At 40.5% G+C, this 16,652-nt stretch carries 15 protein-coding genes; 11 read left to right on the top strand and 4 right to left on the bottom strand.

Going from position 1 to position 16,652, the window contains the following annotated elements; all coding sequences use genetic code 11:
• Positions 1-14 precede the first annotated feature (14 nt).
• The 4 genes from ACM0P2_RS00615 to ACM0P2_RS00600 all read left to right on the top strand — a co-directional run bounded on the left by ACM0P2_RS00615 (position 15) and on the right by ACM0P2_RS00600 (position 6,192).
• Positions 15-617 (top strand): class I SAM-dependent methyltransferase, encoded by a 603-nt coding sequence (locus ACM0P2_RS00615; RefSeq protein WP_419227113.1) that lies wholly within the window; start codon positions 15-17, stop codon positions 615-617.
• Positions 617-3,913, top strand: coding sequence for a DUF3427 domain-containing protein (locus ACM0P2_RS00610; RefSeq protein ID WP_419227112.1), 3,297 nt, complete (start codon positions 617-619; stop codon positions 3,911-3,913). The genes ACM0P2_RS00615 and ACM0P2_RS00610 overlap by 1 nt, the downstream gene beginning before the upstream one ends.
• Positions 3,914-4,003: 90 nt before the next feature.
• On the top strand, positions 4,004-4,762 hold the full coding sequence (locus tag ACM0P2_RS00605) for a restriction endonuclease (RefSeq protein ID WP_419227111.1): 759 nt from the start codon (positions 4,004-4,006) through the stop codon (positions 4,760-4,762).
• Between the two features lie 197 nt (positions 4,763-4,959).
• Positions 4,960-6,192 (top strand): tyrosine-type recombinase/integrase, encoded by a 1,233-nt coding sequence (locus ACM0P2_RS00600; RefSeq protein ID WP_419227110.1) that lies wholly within the window; start codon positions 4,960-4,962, stop codon positions 6,190-6,192.
• Here the strand turns inward: ACM0P2_RS00600 and ACM0P2_RS00595 are convergent.
• Together ACM0P2_RS00595 and ACM0P2_RS00590 are read right to left on the bottom strand one after the other, a co-directional pair.
• Positions 6,187-7,140, bottom strand: coding sequence for a hypothetical protein (locus ACM0P2_RS00595; RefSeq protein WP_419227109.1), 954 nt, complete (start codon positions 7,138-7,140; stop codon positions 6,187-6,189). The genes ACM0P2_RS00600 and ACM0P2_RS00595 overlap by 6 nt on opposite strands.
• 56 nt (positions 7,141-7,196) lie before the next feature.
• Positions 7,197-7,604, bottom strand: a complete 408-nt coding sequence (locus ACM0P2_RS00590; RefSeq protein ID WP_419227108.1) for a hypothetical protein — start codon at positions 7,602-7,604, stop codon at positions 7,197-7,199.
• Positions 7,605-7,781: 177 nt separating this feature from the next.
• Here ACM0P2_RS00590 and ACM0P2_RS00585 point away from each other — a divergent pair, with 177 nt between their 5' ends.
• The 6 genes from ACM0P2_RS00585 to ACM0P2_RS00560 all read left to right on the top strand — a co-directional run bounded on the left by ACM0P2_RS00585 (position 7,782) and on the right by ACM0P2_RS00560 (position 14,234).
• Positions 7,782-8,576: a hypothetical protein gene (locus ACM0P2_RS00585; RefSeq protein ID WP_419227107.1), complete on the top strand. Its 795-nt coding sequence runs from the start codon at positions 7,782-7,784 to the stop codon at positions 8,574-8,576.
• Between the two features lie 78 nt (positions 8,577-8,654).
• Entirely contained in the window at positions 8,655-8,891 is a 237-nt protein-coding gene (locus ACM0P2_RS00580) for a helix-turn-helix transcriptional regulator (protein WP_419227106.1), read from the top strand.
• Positions 8,891-9,175, top strand: coding sequence for a hypothetical protein (locus tag ACM0P2_RS00575; protein ID WP_419227105.1), 285 nt, complete (start codon positions 8,891-8,893; stop codon positions 9,173-9,175). The genes ACM0P2_RS00580 and ACM0P2_RS00575 overlap by 1 nt, the downstream gene beginning before the upstream one ends.
• On the top strand, positions 9,162-10,802 hold the full coding sequence (locus ACM0P2_RS00570; RefSeq protein WP_419227104.1) for a replication endonuclease: 1,641 nt from the start codon (positions 9,162-9,164) through the stop codon (positions 10,800-10,802). Before ACM0P2_RS00575 ends, ACM0P2_RS00570 begins: the two co-directional genes overlap by 14 nt.
• A 137-nt stretch (positions 10,803-10,939) precedes the next feature.
• Complete coding sequence (locus ACM0P2_RS00565) at positions 10,940-12,049, top strand: AAA family ATPase (protein ID WP_419227103.1); 1,110 nt, start codon at positions 10,940-10,942, stop codon at positions 12,047-12,049.
• Entirely contained in the window at positions 12,042-14,234 is a 2,193-nt protein-coding gene (locus ACM0P2_RS00560) for a S8 family peptidase (protein ID WP_419227102.1), read from the top strand. Before ACM0P2_RS00565 ends, ACM0P2_RS00560 begins: the two co-directional genes overlap by 8 nt.
• Positions 14,235-14,427: 193 nt before the next feature.
• Here the strand turns inward: ACM0P2_RS00560 and ACM0P2_RS00555 are convergent, their stop codons facing one another.
• On the bottom strand, positions 14,428-15,423 hold the full coding sequence (locus tag ACM0P2_RS00555; protein WP_419227101.1) for a restriction endonuclease: 996 nt from the start codon (positions 15,421-15,423) through the stop codon (positions 14,428-14,430).
• Between the two features lie 244 nt (positions 15,424-15,667).
• Here ACM0P2_RS00555 and ACM0P2_RS00550 point away from each other — a divergent pair, with 244 nt between their 5' ends.
• A complete protein-coding gene (locus ACM0P2_RS00550; RefSeq protein ID WP_419227100.1) occupies positions 15,668-15,916 on the top strand; it encodes a DUF2960 family protein in 249 nt (82 codons plus the stop codon).
• Positions 15,917-15,976: 60 nt separating this feature from the next.
• On the opposite strand, the gene ACM0P2_RS00545 is transcribed toward ACM0P2_RS00550, so the two are convergent.
• On the bottom strand, positions 15,977-16,606 hold the full coding sequence (locus tag ACM0P2_RS00545) for a hypothetical protein (protein WP_419227099.1): 630 nt from the start codon (positions 16,604-16,606) through the stop codon (positions 15,977-15,979).
• Positions 16,607-16,652 lie beyond the last annotated feature (46 nt).

Genomic DNA, 16,652 nt, shown 5'->3' with positions numbered 1-16,652 from the left:
GGACTCTGTTCACAGTGACAAAAACAATTGAACACTACAGTGAAAAAGCACAGCACTATTACGATTTGTACAACTCGGTAGACGCCGAAAGTGTGCACAGCGATTGGAAAGCGTTTCTACAAAATACCAAAGCAGGCACCGCGCTTGATGTAGGCGCTGGCAGTGGCCGCGACGCCAACTGGCTAGCCGAACAAGGCTGGAAAGTTACAGCAGCAGAGCCTGCCGATGAGCTAAGAAACCTTGCACAAGCCAATTCACATAACAGTGTTACATGGTGTAACGCCAGCCTACCCGCGCTTACCGCCCTACCCCAAGCACCAAAAACATACGACCTAATACTGCTTTCAGCGGTATGGATGCACTTGCCGGAAGCGGAACGACCACCTGCGTTAAAACGGTTAGCAGAATTGCTTTCGGAAAACGGAGCCATGTACATAAGCCTTCGGTTCGGCCCAAACGATGAAGCACGCCCCATGCACCCTGTAAGCTACGAGGAATTGGCGACTTTAGCGCAAAGCAATGGACTAACTGCACGCAATTTAAACCCTGTTCCGAGCCAGGATGGTTTGAATCGAGATGATGTGAAGTGGGTTACGGTTGAAGTGGTGAAGGGATAATGACTGCTACAAATTATTTGGTTACCGGTAGAAACCAGCAATACCTTCTACATGAAATTCGCGATGCACTGAAAAACGCGACAAGTATAGAAATAGCAGTTTCGTTTATTCGTATGTCAGGGCTAAGCCTCATCATTCAAGACATTGAAGATGCGATGAATTCAGAAGAACGCGATGTGAAGTTGTCATTGCTGACTTCAGACTATATGAACATAACTGAACCACAAGCCTTAAAGCGTTTGATGTTGCTTAAGGAGCGAGGCGCTGACATCCAAATCTTTGAAAGCAAGCAGGCCACCAGCTTTCATTTAAAGTCATACATTTTTGTCAAAAATAGTGGCGAAGCACTAATTTCAGCCAGAGCATTCGTTGGCTCTAGTAACATCAGTAAAACTGCCCTTACCGACGGTATAGAGTGGAACTATCGAATTGATTACCCAAATGATAACGACAAAGAAGCCATTGCCCGAATTGAAGAAATTCGAGCGCAGTATCACTACCTCTTAACATTGCCCCAAGTTAAACCATTAACTTACGACTTAATAGCTGACTACGAAATTAGATACAACACAGCAAGGGTTGTTACGCCAATTCAATCTGCAGCGTCACTGCCGAATGAAAAAGAGCATGAAATTCCGGAGCCAAGAGAACACCAAGTAACTGCACTAGCAGCACTTAATCAGGCCCGAGAAGAAGGTGTTCAAAAAGGTTTAGTAGTACTAGCAACAGGTATGGGTAAAACCTACCTAGCTGCCTTTGATGCCGCGCAGATAAATGCTAAAAAAGTACTTTTTGTAGCACATCGAGAAGAGATATTACTTCAAGCTGAGGCTAGTTTTCTTAAAATACACCCGAACAAAAAGGTAGGCAGATACAGCGGAAAACAGAAAGATGAAGAGTATGACTTTTTGTTTGCCTCTATCCAAACCATCGGTCAGCTCACTCACCTAGCTAAGTTTCCTGTTACTGCTTTCGATTATATTGTTGTAGACGAGTTTCATCACGCCGCAGCGGGTGGTTATCAACGTTTGCTGGAGCATTTCACGCCGTCATTTTTGCTAGGCTTAACCGCTACGCCGAACAGAACTGATGGGAGCGATATCCTCAAGCTATGCGACAACAATCTTATTTACCAGCAAGACCTGTTTGATGGCGTAAAAGCAGAGGCATTGTGCCCTTTCACTTACTTCGGAATATTCGACAAAGAAGTAGATTACGAGCACCTACCTTGGCGCAATGGTAAATTCGACCCTGAAAAGCTTTCGAATAAACTAGCAACTAAAGGCCGTGCAAAGCATGTTCTCACTGAGTGGAAAACTAAGTCGCAAGATGTATCACTGGCTTTTTGCGTCTCTCGCAAACACGCCGATTACATGGCAGATTACTTCAATCAACAAGGTGTCGCAGCAGCTAGTGTTCACTCAGATTCTTCACTTACGCGCAGCGAAGCCTTAGAAAAGCTTAACAACGGCGAAATTAAAATACTGTTTTCGGTAGACCTATTTAATGAAGGCGTCGATTTACCGAAGATCGATACCGTATTAATGCTTAGACCTACTGAATCAAAAATTCTATTTTTACAGCAAATGGGCCGCGGCCTTCGTAAAAGCGAAGGAAAGGATAGGCTTATTATTTTAGATTTTGTGGGCAATCATCATAGCTTTTTAAACCGCCCAGAAATGTTGTTTGCTAGCATTATAGATGGACCGCAAAACCGCAGAAAAATAGTCGACCTTGCAAAAAATGCAAACAAACTTCTTCCAGCCGGTTGTTACGTTAACTTCGACTTAGAGTTTATCGATTTCCTTACAAGCATTTCTAAAGATGAACTTGATATCCAATACGACAGGTTGAAAGAAACGCTAGGCAGAAGACCCACCTACACTGAGTTCTATAATGCGGGCGCGAGTCTAGAAAAGCTTAGACGAAATCGAGGATCATGGTGGGAGTTTGTTGATAGTAAGGGCGACCTTAAAGCTGACGAACTGGAAGTGCTTGAAGTTCACCTACAGTGGTTTAAAGATTTAGCTGCTACCAAAACTTCGAGGTGCTACAAGTTGGTATTACTTACCACGCTGATTGAGCATAAAGTTTTTCAATCACAGGTGAGTGTTGATGATTTAGCAGAGTGGGCACGACAGTGGTTTTTAGATAACCCTGAATGGATTTCAGATTTACCGGAAAGCAAACAACAATTGGCCTTGTTAAGTAAATCAGAGTGGCGAGCGCATTGGCGCAGTAACCCGATTAAGTTTTGGTGTACTGAAGAGCCTGAATCGAAGATTGCTTGGTTTGATATTAGTGATAAGCAATTCCATTTCAAACAAAGTATTTCAGCAATTCAACATGATTTGTTTTTATCAATGACCGTTGAGATTAATAAACAGCGCCTTGCTAGTTACAAGCACAAAAGGTTATCTATAACTACTCCTTCTACAAGTAATGTCGTCCAGTTTCCCGATAGTGTACAACTACCATTTTTCCCAAATATTAAAATAGCTTGCGGTCATTTCAAAACGGGTAATGCCGAGGTATCTGAGCTGGTAAATGCGCCATTTGGTTATGGAAATATAGATAACTCTCGCCACTTCATTGCTCGCGCATCTGGAAACTCGATGAACGGTGGCAAGAACCCTATTTACGATGGTGACTATTTGCTATTGGAACAAATCACGCCAAATAACGCTGGCAGTATTAGTAATACGACAGTAGCTATCGAAAGGCAGGATGAAACTGGCGACAATCAATACTTGCTGCGGAAAGTACTTAAAAATCCAGATGGCTCGTATACCTTGAGAGCAGCTAATCCAGATTATGATGACATGATAGCGAGTGAAGAAATGGTGACATTCGCGCGCTTAAAAGGAAAAGTCGACCCACTGGAGCTATTTGTAGGACACGAGCTAATGCGAGAAGAGATACCGCCGCTTTTCAACGAAGAGTTTAACCCTGGTAATTGGCAATCGGGTCATGTCGTACTCAAAGAAAAGAATGTTCAAATTTTGCTGGTTACCCTAAACAAACAAGGGAAAGGCAGCGAACATCAGTACCACGATTATTTTATTGACGATAAACATTTTCATTGGCAGTCGCAAAATAGCACTTCACCAAGTAACAAGCGTGGAAGAGAAATAGTTGAACATCAGAAATTAGGTAGCCGCATTTACCTTTTCGTTCGAGAGAGCAAATTGAGAGGAAAAACAGCCTCACCTTTTATATTCTATGGCGAAGTGAAATACGTAAAGCATGAAAGTGAAAAACCGATGAATGTGACCTGGGAGTTATTAAATGAATAAGGTTTAATACCTACTGCTGAATTTAAATACCCTATGAAAGGTTAGCTGGTATTAACCTACAGGAGTTTACTAGAACAAGGATGTTTAGTTATGCCCCAAAAAAGCCATTCTATTTCAGGGTTTCTTTTACAAGCTCCATGGTGGGTATCTGTTGTAACAGCTGCAGTCGTTTATATTGTAATGGGACTTATCATCCCATCTATAGAAACTGATAATCACTTTTTAAATATTGTTTTAAATGCAGTCGCAGTGCCTGCTCCCTTTTTCAGTATTGTATTCCTACTTTTAGCGCCTCTGGCGTTTCTAAACACCCGCAGAAAAGTAGAATTGTTAGACCAGCAAACTAACTTAAACTCAATTCGACAACTTCACTGGAGAAATTTTGAAGAGCTTGTTGCAGAAGCTTACAGAAGACTAGGGTACCAGGTTACTGAAGGTGGATTCGGACCAGACGGCGGTATCGATTTAGAGCTAAGAAAGAACGGAAATATCTCACTTGTTCAATGCAAGCAATGGAAAGCCCAGAAAGTGGGCGTAAATGTTGTTCGTGAAATGTATGGTGTACTTGCTGCCAGCAATGCTAATCAAATCAATATCATTTGTTCGGGGAAATTTACGCAGGAAGCGTATAGTTTTGCAGCCGGCAAGCCTATATTTCTTATAGGTGGAAATGAACTTTCAGCGTTAATTCGAGATGTTCAATCGCCTGTTGCCATACCCGAAGAGAAACAAGCTTTTTGCCCTCGTTGCGGAAGCAACTTGATTGAGAGAGTTGCAAAGCGGGGCGTAAACTCGGGCAAAACATTCCTAGGATGTGCTAGTTTCCCTAAATGCCGTTACACAGAGTAACCCGAACACACAATCTTTGCCTCCGGAGCCTGATTTTGGGGTATTTCTTGGTAAACAACCATGAACAAGAATGCATCAAAAAGAACATCAAACCATTGATTAATATAGATTAAACATATTCAGGGTTTGTTATACTTGTTCATGTAAACTCACCCAAAATCACTCACTTTGCTACATATTTGCTACATATTTTGCCTATGGCTATCAAGAAAAAGATAACGAACAGCAGCATTAATGCACTTAAACCTGAAGATAAAAGGCTAAATGACACAGAGATTTCAGGCTTTCATGCGCGTATTTCTCCAAAAGGTAGGGTGACCTACTTTTTGTATTATCGCCATAATGGAAGGCAGCAGAATGTTAAGCTGGGTACACACCCAGAAATTACGCCAGCACAAGCACGAGATGCTGCAAAAATGGCTAGCGCGTCAATTGTGCAAGGTGTTGACCCACACGAAAATAAAAAAGAGTTAAAAGCACAAGAAAAGCTAGCAAGGCTCACCACACTTCAAGCATTCATCGAGCTGGAGTTTGAAAAATGGTACACCGCGCAATATCCACGAACGGGCGAGCGTGAGCTAAAAAACTTAAGGGTCAACTTCCCTACTCTTCTTCCAATGCAATTGCGCGATATTAATGCTTCTTTGCTAGAAAAGTTACGCACTGAAATGCTTAACCAAAAGAAAAGCAATGCGACCATTAACAGGCGATTTACCACTTTAAAATCTGTATTGAGCAGGGCTGTTGAATGGGAAGTTATACCTAGCCACGATTTAAAAAAGTTAAAGCCATTAATTGAAGACAATAGCCGTATTCGTTATCTAAGCTTTGACGAAGAAGAACGTTTGAGAAAAGCATTAACAGCAAGAGACATTAAAATAAAGCGTGAGCGAGACAGCGGCAACAAACATAGAGCCGAACGGGGCTATCCACTTCTACCGAACTTAAGTGCACGAACATTTGCCGACTACCTAGAGCCTTTGGTGATATTGGCAATGAATACCGGAATGAGAAGGGGTGAACTATTTTCACTTAGATGGCAAAACGTGAACTTAGAGCGAGATTTTCTAACGATTGAAGCGGCAAATGCTAAAAGCGGAAAAGCGCGGCACATACCTCTTAACCAAAAAGCTAAGTCTGCACTAACAAACTGGAGAAACGACTGTGAAAGCCCATTGTGGGTTTTTGAGGGAAAGCCAGAACAACCCCTTAAAGATATAAAGAAAGCTTGGTCTACGGTCTTAGAGGAAGCGAGAATAAAAGATTTTCGTTTCCATGACCTACGCCATCATTTTGCAAGTAGACTGGTAATGGCTGGTGTTGATTTAAATACAACTCGTGAGTTGCTTGGGCACGGTTCTTTAGATATGACGCTCAGGTACTCTCATTTAGCACCTGAGCATAAGGCGAACGCTGTAAACCTATTATAATTGTTCTTCAAAAAATAGAGCTGATACAGCTCTTACATTTGAGTCTAACAAATAATTTGCAAATGATTCGAGTCTACGAGTGTGGCCCATCAATATTTTCGCTTTGACAAAGTTATACTCAAACTGCTGCATAAACCAATCTTTGTCTACACCAAGTATCAAGTTTGCTAGTTCGTTTAAGGATTCATTACAAGAATTGCAACTATCAAACTCTCTAACTGCACCCTCAAAGGGCATTGAATTGTACTTACCAGCTAAAATTGATTTATAGAGCTTTGAGTAATGAAGTTGTATATCAACTTGTTGGTCGAGATAGTCCTTGATCTTTCCAAGTGCCTCATGGCTCTTTTCCTGTTCTCCACTAATCTTCATATATCCAGGAGAAGCATAACTTACTGCATCTAGCTTGCATCGGTCTCGTTGAGGAATCGCATTCTTTATTCTTTCATAGAAGTGAACAGTGCTGGCTCCATCTTTCCAAGGAAAGCTAGAGTTAATAGTGCTTCTATTTGACACTAAGTAATTAAAATCAAAGATCTGCGAGAACTTTTTGAATAAGTCTCTTAAGGAATCCATACTCCAATCATTTTCAAATATGAAAGCAGTAGTATCTTCTATTAAAAGTGAATCATGTAAACTTAAGTAAGAGTCTTCTTCTGGAAGATAGTCGAATGGGATTGAACCATTATCAACAATGTAATTTACTGAATCGCTTTCTGACTCATCCGAGAAAAAAACAAACCTGTCAGGCTGGTCTTTAAGGCAATCAATTAAAGACTTCTCTCCTACCAACAAACGTAGTCTATCTTTTTCATAAATTTTAAAATACATCCACCGGTTTGAGACATCATCGCAGTCACACCATAATTTTAAATAGTATTCATTGTTTTTGTGCTTTAGTTGCGATAAGAGAGGCCCATCATAGTAAATTAAGTCATTCACCCACATCAGATCACCTAATGGCAACTCTCTAATCTGAAAACTACTTAGATCCTCCATTGGCATCACAATACGCTCACAATTTTAAACTTATTTTCTAAACAAGAATTTTTTGAAGGGTGAAGATCAAAGTGCTCGCATTTAACAGCGCTCTGAAGGCCATCTTTGGGGTCTAACGTCCCTTCTGCCAAGTGACTGCCAATTCTTGCCTTTTTGTGTTTTTTGATCATCTTAATATTATTGTAAACTCTAACTGCAGCTACATCAGATGTAAAAAAAGACAAACCTGTGAGACTGCATTTTTGTACTGGGTCATTGGTTGCACTCATTCTTGTCGGTTGAGTTAACGCCTGTGGAATAAAGCTTTTTATGCAAACAGGATCAAAAACAAAGCGAAAACTATCAGTCACCTTAGCTTCCGCATCTTTTGGTGGGCATTGAGGTATGTTGTCCAATTCCTTTTGGTATTTCATATTTTATATTCAGTTTAATATTTATTAACACCTATAAAGAGTACACAAAACAAACATTTTTGTACATAGGCCGCAACTCTCGGAGATAGAAGCGTAAAAATGAAAGCTGATGATTACTGATAAATGCGTCATCTTTAGGCCAATATTTAAATATTCAATGGAAACACGAAAATTTCAATGATTGAAAAACTCTACTACCGTATGCAAGAACTTGAAAAAGCGTTCAATTTTAATAAGTACGATTTTCAATATCTGTGTGAGAATACAAATGTACCACTTCATACATATACCTATTCTCGCTACTTCATCCTTGCCGAACGTGTTCCACGCTCACTCAAAAAAGTTGTTCGTGGTGTTGCGTATTATAGCGGAGTTGTCGAACTCCCAATACACTGTAGAAAACAACTTTTAAGGGATGGCTATACATCCTTGAGCTTTTCCTATCTAGATAATTTAATTGGAGTCCATACACTCGAGTCGTGTTCAGAGCAGTTACTGAAGCAGCTATTTGAAGATAAATATCAAATAGAGTATGTGACAGCAGTCGGGAAGCTTGACCTCTCTCAATGCGATGCATACCTCATCGATGAAGAAAATAGAGAGCTACTTCATAATAACGATACACCTTTACCCAAAAGCTTGGATATCACATTTGAAGACTTGGTTTTAAAGCACGAATTGATAGATTGGTGCAAACTGCAATTGAATATCGATACCAGTGCCACTCGTGAACATATGATGAAAGAGCAAATAAAACTAATTCACAGAGCGAATCCCCATATGGGCGCGACAAAGCTTTATAAACTAATGTTGGAAAATTTTGAAAATGATACTGATACCACCGACCCCCTTAGCATACTAATTAGTATGGATAGAAATGAAATTATTTGGGGCAAAGCAGGAGTAAAAGAGCACACCATGTCACTCAAAACATTTCAAAATATCTTTTCTGAGGTAAAAAAATCCAAATAATCTTTCCTTCCTAAACTCCCGGGAACTATGGGAAAGATAAATTAACCCTGTACTAAAACAAGCAAACAGGGTTAATCCATGACTAATAAAATCAAGAGTAGAGTGCTATCTGAAAAAGAAGCCTCTCAATACATCTGCATGAGCCGTTCTTTCTTGCGACAGGCAAGAATGGACGGTAATCGCGAAAATCGTACACCTGCCCCACCCTTTATCAAAATTGGTCGAGCCGTTCGTTATCTTCGAGAAGACCTTGATGCTTGGCTAGAGAGCTTCGTACGACGCACCCACCTTTATCAAGATGAAGGTGTAGCGTAGTGAAGAAACTATCAATACACCAAATCGAATTGCTCACCTTCTTCTATAACGGCGGAATTGTTGAGTTTTGTACCAGTGTGAGCCCAAAATTAGGGGATTATCACTTCCCTACAGAAAAACCGATTAAATTTTCTAAGACAGTCTTCTTTTCGTTAGCTCGTATCGGGCTGTTAAAAGAAACCAAAGAGGAAATGGAGTTCGGTATTCGTTGGAGCAATTTTTCGATTTCTGAAAAGGGAATAAAGCTGCACAACGAACTGGAGGGTCGCGATGAAAACGTATAAAGAAACTCCAATGGCGCGTTCACTTGATGAGTTAGATAAAATTAACGGTGAATTTTACCGTTCCCTATCAAAAGAAGATCGGCTGTTTGTAAAAAAAAGAATTTCTCATTTTAATGAATCTATTCAGCGAATACTTATCAACCAGTATCAAACCTATGATAAGCCGTATAACGCAAACAGCTATTTGCGTAAAACAGTTGAGACGTTAAATGCGCTTATTCCAGAAAAAATCATTCCCTATTTTGATGCTAGCGAGTCTGAACTAAGAGAACTCTCAGATGAAAATGCAAAACGCTGCAAACGTCTTGAGCTCTATACTCATTCACATGTAAACCGTAACGTAACGGGTGAAAAACCCGTTAACGGGAATATAACGCTTTACCATGAATGTGCGCAGTTCGTTAACGGGTATGGTATAAATCCTCCAGAGCTAAACAAACCCGTTAACGTTAACGGGGCAATCAAAAGAATGCAGGACAAATACTGGTGGCATCGGAAATTACGGAAGGTGCTACGCCGTACAGAAGAAAAAGTGCAAATTCACCTAGGTCAGGTAAACAGTAGAAAAGGAAAGTACTGTAGTGATAACACTGTAAAACATCGCTTAATTCAAAAAGAACTACAGAGGCAAATGCTCGAAAATCTCGTTATCGTTAACGAAAATAATGAGTCGTTTTCGCTTGCTGAACTGTCGGATAAAAATGTATCTAACCCCGTTAATCGTAAAAATGAACTTATGACACGTATGGCTGGTTATGAAGAAATAGCCAAAGAACTTAACCACAAAGCCTTGTTTGTGACGATTACATGCCCTTCTCGCTTTCATAGTACTCATGCAAGCTCTGGAGATAGAAACGCTAAATGGGATGGTTCAACGCCTTATGAAGCACAGCAGTATTTAAACGATATGTGGGCGCTTGTTCGCGCTGACTTAAACCGTAAGGATATTAAGCTATACGGCTTCCGCATTGCTGAACCACAGCATGACGGAACACCTCATTGGCACATGCTTGTTTTCATAGAGCATCACCAATCGAACGAGTTTAAAGCTGTTATCGAACACTATGCACTTAGAGAAGATGGTGATGAAGCTGGCGCCAAGAAATATCGTTGTGATTTTAAAGATATTGATTATTCAAGAGGCAGCGCAACGGGCTACATTGCTAAATATGTAAGCAAAAATGTTAATGGTGCAAACCTAGGTAGTGATATTGACGGCGGCAATGCTGTTGAAGCGGCGCAACGTGTTGAAGCATGGGCTAGTTGTTGGGGAATACGTCAGTTTCAACAATTAGGTGCAGGGGCTGTTACTGTTTGGCGCGAACTAAGAAGGCTTAAAGCGCTTTGCAACGAAACTGAACTCTTTTCTGATATTTTCGAAGCAGCAGATAAAGGCAAGTGGGCAGACTTTGTAAAACTTATGGGTGGAGTATTCTGTAAGCGCAATGAACAGGCCATTAGGCCTCTTTATAAAGAAAAGCTTGATACAGGAACAGGTGAACTTAAACAAAGTTACTTTGACGGAGAGGTTTCAATTTCGCTTCGAGGAATAAAGCTAGGTGAAAAAGAAGTTATTACTAGAATTCACGAATGGCGCTTAGAAAATCGAGGCACAAGAGCCGCATAGCGGCTCAGATGCTTTTACTTGGAGTTCTGTAAATAAGTGTACTAAAAATATATTAATTCACTAATTAGGAAATTTTGTGATAAAAATAGTAAAATGAAAACCCAAGATAAGACACAAATATAAAAATAGGGTAAATAATGGACTACATAGTAGAATTATCCAAAATTATAAAAGGGGCACTCGCTGGCGACCAGAAATCTGTCAGTGCCTATACAGAGCTGCTATCTGTCAAGCTTGAGGAGTCTGGCGAGAATAGAGCAGCTAAGAGTCTTAAAGCGCTTTTGAAGCATACAAGTCCTTCAAAAACTTTTAGCCCCAACTCACTAAATCGACCAGTTCCAGTCGAAAAAGACAACCGTTTCTCTTTAGCAGATAAGACTGATCCATCTGGAAGCGTTGTTTTCATGGCAGATAGAGACGATAAACTTATAGACTCCTTCATTAGGTATATAAATAATAAAGAAAAATTAGCATCTGCTGAAGTACCTATAAACCCAACACTGCTTTTATACGGACTTCCTGGTACTGGAAAGAGTAAGCTTGCTGCTAATATAGCTCAGCGACTTGAACTTCCACTCGTGACTGCCCGAGCAGATGCGTTAATATCTTCTTATTTAGGCTCAACATCTAAAAACATACGCAGTTTGCTTGAATATGCGAAAGAGGAGCCATGCGTTTTATTTTTAGATGAATTTGATGCAATTGCTAAAGCTCGGGATGACAAAAACGAAATAGGCGAATTAAAAAGAGTTGTTGTCAGCTTACTCCAAAATATCGACAACCTCGAAGATACGATTTTAGTTGCTGCTACTAATCATGAACACCTTTTAGATCCCGCGATTGGCAGACGTTTTCATTACAAAATACACATGAAACTTCCTGATGTATCTGTAAGAGAAAAGATCATAAAGTATCTTTTAAGAAATTTTCCTTTGGATGAGTATGAATACCAAACACTTTCTCAAGTCTCTAAAGGTATGTCCGGAGCTGAAATAGAAATAATCATTCACGATTATTTGCGCGAAATTGTTATCCACGATAGGACTATAGACTTACTAGAGTTACTTAAGCGATTTGTTAAATCATTAAATTCTAAGATTACGTTCAATAATGAAAATAAGAGTGAAGAGATAAAACTGCTTCGTGACATGAACTCGGACTTCTTTACTGGTAAAGTAATCAGTCAAATTTGGGGGATATCCCCTAGCTATGTTAGCAAGATATTAAAGGGAATTAAGAATGACTGAAAAAAAGAATAGTATTAAACACGTTCAATTTTCAGACATAGATTATATCAGACCTGAAAGGGGTGGGTTTAGTAATTCAAAACCTCATAAAGAAGTGACTGATAAATTTATCGAAAAATTGCTGAACTCTATAGGCGAATTGAAAGCTAGTATCGAGAATAGCGATGATTCACTCACCACCGGAGTCACCGCAGCAGTCGTAGAATTAGAAGAAAATGCCATTTCAAAATCCAACAGGCCTAAGTCAATCTTCTCAGATAAGACTTGTCCTTTCTTCGGCGATATTGGGCATTCAAAATTTTTAATAAAAGTAACCAAATCAGGCTTAGACTCATTATTCTCTAAGGTAAGCCAATCTAGAAACACAAAAAAAACCAATAGGGATATTTCAGCTGTAAAGTCTATCCACCCGTATAAACCTCGGATCGAAATCTCCGATGAATCTGGTCAGCTTAGCGTGAGACTCTTCCGTTTTGACACACATGAAGATAATGTCGCTTTAGACTCAAAGTTTGAAGAATTTCTAAACTCTTATGATTTAGGTTGGTACAAACACAAATCTAACGTAGTGCGATTATATAGAGTTGAGGGGAATCCAAATCAAGTAGCCTCTAAGCTGAATCATTTCATGGGTGTACAGAGCGCCACCTCCAGCAAATGCATAAAAATTAAGCCTATGATTGGAGGAGTAAACTCAGATCAGGTAGTGGATATAGCTCCCCCATCTGAGGAAACGGATTATCCAATTGTAGCCGTTGTTGATTCGGGAATTAGCGACAGTTGTGACATGCTCAAACCTTGGCTAATTGGCCGGAGCTCTTTCGTTGCAGATCCTTACAGAGAAGCATCTCACGGCACATTTGTCGCAGGGTTAATATGCGACTCCCATAACCTCAACGGATATGACAATCGCTTTCCACTATGCCAAGCCAAAGTGTTTAGTGTTGAGGTTTTAGGTAACGAGAACGGAGACATGTATGAGATAATCAATGCAATGTACGAAATTGCAGAGCACAATCCAGAAATAAAAGTATGGAACCTTTCTTTAGGTAGCTCTTCTCCTGTATCGATGACTGAAATATCTGCCATGGGCATACTACTCGATGAATTTCAGGATAGATATGACTGTATTTGCATAGTAGCTGCAGGAAATTTTGAAGAAGAAGTCAGGGCTTGGCCGCCAACCAAATTTTTGAATGATGGAATATCGAGCCCGGGAGATTCCGTTAGAAGTATAACCGTAGGCTCCTTGGCTCATGTGGACGGGTTCGTAAAAAACGAAGAGCCATCTCACTTCAGTAGAAAAGGGCCTGTATCTAATTTTGTTCAGAAGCCAGAAGTTGTGCACTATGGGGGCAATATCACGTTTGTTGGTGGGCGTCCTGTAATTCTAGGCGTTAACTCTATTGATGTTAACGGATTCTCTCGCAATGACATTGGGACGAGTTTCTCTACTCCAATTGTTTCTGCTATTGCAGCAAACTTGTTTCAGACTTTGGGAAACAGAGCAAATGTAAACCTCGTTAAAGCGTTAATAATACATAGTGCAAATTCTTCCTATCCCACACAATCTGAGTATAGACCTTATTTCGGTTGGGGGGTTCCACAAAGTTCTACCTCATTACTTTCGGTCAGTGACTTTGAAACCACTATAGTTTTCGAGGGCTTCGCGAAGGAGAGTTTTGAAGTCAATAAGTTGCCATTTCCAATTCCAGAATGCCTTAGGACAAAAGACAGAAAAGTTCGAGCGGAATTCTTTATAACTCTTGTATATCAGCCAGAGTTAGATCCCAACAAAGCATTTGAATATTGCCAAGTAGATTTGCAGTTAGGTTTAGGCAAGTTCGATAGTACAACAGGGAAATTCAATTCAAGAGTTCCACTTCAGACTTCACAAAACTTATATGAACATGAACTTGTCAAAAATGGTGACAAATGGTCACCCGTAAAAGTCTATCATGCACGCTTCCCCCAAGGCGTAGATATCGACACTTGGAAATTAAGACTAACTGTTTTAGGTAGAGATGGATACACTGCACCAGACGTATCAATACCATTTTCCGTAGTTTTAACTATGAGGGATTTAGACGGAGAGCAGCCCGTATATAATGAAATGGCTAGATTAATGGATGAGTACAACTGGGAAGTATCAGATTTGGTAGTAGATCAAAGAATTCCAGTTTAGATTGCTACACATTTGCTACATATTTCAAAAAAGAGATTTTCAGGAAAATAAAATCAGGCTACAGCCCTTTAAAAATTGCACACCCGGCGCGATTCGAACGCGCGACCTTCGCCTCCGGAGTGCAAAACACCTCGCTGCATAGAGTTTTGTATTGTTAGAGGCTAGGGATCTTTACATCAATCAGCTACGGCATTTAAAAAACAAGTTGCGGCACCGAAGCGATACCAAGCTTTTGCTGGGTCGAAGGGGATAAATCTTGCCAGCGTTCGGCTAACCAATCCACAAGTTGATTTCCATTCATTAAGTTAACGCTCAATCTGTCCGCGTGCTGTGTTACATCTTCGGTAAAATCACCTAATGATACTACCCACCTGTAGCAATCGTCTTTTCTCTTAACTTTCGCTATCTGGTCGATGGCATGCTTATCGGTATAGCCTACGTGATCTTTCACTTGAATCAGTAGATCTTGCGTAATGAATGGGTTACGTGACTGTGCCTCTATATCAACATCAACGCCAACTTCATGGCTTCGTTTACTAGGTATAACGGCTGTGTAACCCTCAAGTTCGAGCAGTTCTTTCACAAGGTGTTCTAACCCTTGCCCACCAGCTTCCAAGTAATGATTTCTATTTCGAAGGTTATCTAACAGTTTTGCCTTAAATTGTTCTAATACTTCACCGCTCTGCTTATTAATTTTTGATAAGGCACCGCTGCTCACATTGTTTTTAATGTCGTTGTAACGCTCTATTATTTCATCTTTGAAGTAGTCTAAATCAGCAACCGTTAAACGTATACGCAGCCTAGACTGTAAACCCTGTTTCAAGTCTGTACGTGCGATTGAAATTGGCTCGTTTTCAGCATCGCAAGGGAAATCTACTTTTATTTGGTTTTCGCCCCACGGTTTGTCTGCGCAGAATCGTTTCTCGCCAGTAGCGATTCCTATGTATATACGGGCAGGCGCTGGCACCACGATGAAATCGCCTTGCTTAACTTCAATAAATCGACGCAATTGATTACCACTACGCCCCACACTTTGCTGTGTGCTATCGAGATGTTCATAGAACTCATCAGCAGTGGTAAAATTCCGAAGCTGAAATTGCCCCCACCCGATTCCAGCATATCCCTCGCTGATCAATTCAACAGGTCCCCTCATCAGGAGTACTTTACTATTTTCGAAATCAGGCCCCATACATCCCTCGTATTTTAGGTAGGTTATATCAATGTTTAGTTTAGAACATCATAGCAATCTAAAGTATTTATCCTTTATCCACAAACCCATTAAAAGCCTCAATCGCCCTATCAAAGCTTTCATTGGACACCTCACGCTGTGGTTTTACCACCCGCTTTTTGTAATGCATTAATCATTGGCGCTAATTGAGTTTATAATAGCGGTTAAACCGTTTTTGAATTACATCGACCAACGTGAGTAGAACATGGCCCATAAAGTACGTTATAAGTTTAAAGGTGTGGAAAAAGAGATAAATTTTTCTTACAGCCGCCATCAAAATATGCATGAAGCTGTGGCCGATGCTGAGGGAATAGACCTTTCCCAGTTCCTGCAAACTGAACAGCAACTTGCCGCTATCAGTAAAGACAAAAAAACCGTAAGAAACTTCAGAGATACCGAATTTGTAAAAATGGGGTTTTCTGACTTGTACTTCTTAAAGAACGGTCAAGAATAATGGTGGCCTCGATAGGGTTCGAACCTCTGACTACGGAGCGCAAAACCAGAAATTAAATTATCAGGGCTTACCCTCAACCAACCCATGAAAAGCCTCAATGGCCCTATCAAAGCTTTCATCGTTGTCGAAATAAAGCTGGCTTAGTCGGCTCTTCTTTATTTTGTAGGTAGCACTGGCAAAGGCTAGCGCTTCTCTAAAACTGCTAAATTCTTCATCGAATACTTTGAACACCTGGTGCTGGGGCTTTGCTACCCGCGTTATGCTGCCGTTTACTTCATAGTCGAACCCAGCAAATTGAAGGCGTGACAAGGTTTCTTTGCCCAATCGCATACCGCCTTTCAGGCTTATTTGAAATGCGACGTCCATTTCTTCAATTTCTTCCATGCTCCAGTGGTTAAACACCCTAATGGCCTTTTTGTACTTTTCTGCCAAACGCTTTTTTAAGGTGTTTATTCTGGGCTCTAGGATACCGTGGTTTTCATCTTTTAGCAGGTCGAAGCATTCATTGCATGAAGGTACGGAAATAAAGTCGGCCTGCAGGTGCCCGCTTTGCCAGTCGTGAATGAATTTAATGGGCGGGATAAAGTCTTGGCGTGCAGTTTCGCAGCCGCAATAAAAACAGCGGCCGAAGTCTTCTGAATTCACGGCTCTTAATGGCTGGTAGAATTTTTGGTAATTCTTTACTGACATGCTGCTATTTGCTTGAACGTTGTTGCTAAAAAACAGGGCTATTTAT

The organism is Alteromonas sp. OM2203 (assembly GCF_048517045.1).
GTDB lineage: Bacteria > Pseudomonadota > Gammaproteobacteria > Enterobacterales > Alteromonadaceae > Alteromonas > Alteromonas gracilis.
This window is presented reverse-complemented; position numbering and strand designations above follow the sequence as displayed.

Bases quoted from the DNA above. Each gene is read 5' to 3' on its own strand.
- ACM0P2_RS00610 (WP_419227112.1), top strand. From the start codon at position 617: ATGACTGCTACAAATTATTTGGTTACCGGTAGAAACCAGCAATACCTT.
- ACM0P2_RS00605 (WP_419227111.1), top strand. From the start codon at position 4,004: ATGCCCCAAAAAAGCCATTCTATTTCAGGGTTTCTTTTACAAGCTCCA.
- ACM0P2_RS00600 (WP_419227110.1), top strand. From the start codon at position 4,960: ATGGCTATCAAGAAAAAGATAACGAACAGCAGCATTAATGCACTTAAA.
- ACM0P2_RS00595 (WP_419227109.1), bottom strand. From the start codon at position 7,140: ATGTGGGTGAATGACTTAATTTACTATGATGGGCCTCTCTTATCGCAA.
- ACM0P2_RS00590 (WP_419227108.1), bottom strand. From the start codon at position 7,604: ATGAAATACCAAAAGGAATTGGACAACATACCTCAATGCCCACCAAAA.
- ACM0P2_RS00585 (WP_419227107.1), top strand. From the start codon at position 7,782: ATGATTGAAAAACTCTACTACCGTATGCAAGAACTTGAAAAAGCGTTC.
- ACM0P2_RS00580 (WP_419227106.1), top strand. From the start codon at position 8,655: ATGACTAATAAAATCAAGAGTAGAGTGCTATCTGAAAAAGAAGCCTCT.
- ACM0P2_RS00570 (WP_419227104.1), top strand. From the start codon at position 9,162: ATGAAAACGTATAAAGAAACTCCAATGGCGCGTTCACTTGATGAGTTA.
- ACM0P2_RS00565 (WP_419227103.1), top strand. From the start codon at position 10,940: ATGGACTACATAGTAGAATTATCCAAAATTATAAAAGGGGCACTCGCT.
- ACM0P2_RS00560 (WP_419227102.1), top strand. From the start codon at position 12,042: ATGACTGAAAAAAAGAATAGTATTAAACACGTTCAATTTTCAGACATA.
- ACM0P2_RS00555 (WP_419227101.1), bottom strand. From the start codon at position 15,423: ATGGGGCCTGATTTCGAAAATAGTAAAGTACTCCTGATGAGGGGACCT.
- ACM0P2_RS00550 (WP_419227100.1), top strand. From the start codon at position 15,668: ATGGCCCATAAAGTACGTTATAAGTTTAAAGGTGTGGAAAAAGAGATA.
- ACM0P2_RS00545 (WP_419227099.1), bottom strand. From the start codon at position 16,606: ATGTCAGTAAAGAATTACCAAAAATTCTACCAGCCATTAAGAGCCGTG.